Annotated in this window: 1 protein-coding gene; it reads right to left on the bottom strand. The window is 52.6% G+C overall.

Features of this window, described 5'->3' with window-relative positions:
• Positions 1 to 141: 141 nt before the first annotated feature.
• On the bottom strand, positions 142 to 1,912 hold a 1,771-nt coding region (locus IF803_RS42390), incomplete at its 5' end, for an MBL fold metallo-hydrolase (RefSeq protein WP_461196149.1).

The raw sequence follows: 1,912 nt of genomic DNA, 5'->3' as shown, positions 1-1,912 counted from the left end.
GACCAAACCAAGGATGATGCCGATAAAGAACCTCGCGACGAACGGTCCTGTGGGCGTTCTCAAACCTCGTTGTACAACGAAGAACGGCCCCATGGGGCGATCGGCAATCGACCGCCGATTTTGCTGCAACTTTACTACCTCTTAAGCTGGCGAAGTTGAGACGAGGGCTTCGCAGATAGGTCCCTGCGATTCACCGTCGATCAAGATCTCGGCGGTCATGAGCCTACGCCGCGGATCGACCTGAGACGGCGCAGTCGCCCGAAGCAGTATCTCGCCTTGCTGCCCCGGCCCAAGTGTGATGTTTTCCGCCTCATCGTGCGATGCCCAACCAAATGCTGGTAGGAGGCGAGCCTTGTAGACCGCGACGCGCTCCAAGTTATTCCGAATCTTGATCGTGTATTTCACCTCGCTGTTCGGACGGACCTGGGAAAGATATGGCAACATTCGAGCCCAGAACAAATCGATGAAGTGATTTGCCGGTTCACCTACGATATCGCGAAAGGCCGCCTCCTTACGTTCGATATAGTCTGTGTATTGGGCGATCCTCGACCGATCAATGGCAATCAGTTCACCATGTCCGGGGCATACGAGATCAGGCATAGTCGCTCGTATTACATTCGCGCAGCGGTGATGCATCTCCAACTGGAAGCTGTTGCGCATGACGTTAGTTTGGTAGAGAAGTTGGTGCTCAACGGTACCGGGGTTGAAGAGAAACAGGTTGTCCCCTCCAAAGACAATCCGTTTGCCGTCGATTTGACCGACGATGATTGCGTGGAACTCAGTTTGACCTGGGGCACAATAAACTTGAAAATCGAATCCTCTCCAATGAAATGTCTCGCCATCACGCAGAATCCGCTGCACGTCGATTTGTTTGTGGAAGCAGCATGGTGTACTCGCCCATGCAGAAGGATTGGCAATAACCATCGCGACACAGTCGAGAGCCCAGCACTGGGTTCCGAAATGTCGCTGAAGGAAGGGTATTCCGCAGATATGGTCGTCATGAATGTGCGTTGGAACGACGAGTTCGATGTTCTGCACTCCGTAATCGTCGCGCAGTTGATCGATATGATGTTCGATGAAACGGAGAGCTTGCAGGCTTTTGTGATCGGCATTGAAATGGAGATGCCCGAACGAGGCTAGCCCGTAGTCGATCAGCATCGCGTGGCCGCCTCCACTCAGCACAATGTAGAAATTTGAGCAGGTGTATGGGCCAGCCCACAGCAGATGCTCCGTAATCGGCTGCAGTCTGCTCTCGCGTATAGTCTGCCAGTCCTCAAAACCGGTATTTCGACCCGACGTACGAAGGCTACCTATATCGGCGAGCCTCTCGAGCCTCGATTCTAGCTTTTCAATATCTGCGTCGACTTCACTGATCGGCGCTCCATGCGATGGATAGACAGTCTCGACGTTCTCTTTCTTTAAGGCGAGGATCGATTGCATCGTAAATTCAATACCGAGAAGATCACCATAGTGATACTCCATTGCATGAAGCTGATAGAGTTTTCCGCCGCTTGTCATTAAGTCGCCTGTAAAGGCAATCTTCTCCCCATCCACCTCCGCGATCAGGCAGACCATACCGTATGTGTGACCCTTGGCCGGCAGAATGCGGAACTCGTACTCCCTCCAGACAAACGTGCCGTAGTCTTCAAGAACAGCGTCGACAGGAAGATTTTCTCCTAGTGAAAAAAACGTGTTGCTGTCATCGTAGTTGTCATAGATGCCGCGCGCCTGCCAGTGAGCCTCGACATTGTCGAACAAATGACGTTCGTATTCGGGCACGGCAATTTTTGCCCCGGCCCTGTGAACAATAGGTGTTCCCCAACACTGATCCCTATGGTGATGAGTATGTAGAACCCAGTCGACTCGTTCGATACCGATAGCGGTAAGATGCGGCATAATAGCGCCGGATCCT

Source organism: Bradyrhizobium sp. UFLA06-06, assembly GCF_054820065.1.
The sequence above is the reverse complement of the archived record's forward strand: the minus strand, read 5'-3'. Positions and strand labels throughout refer to the sequence as shown.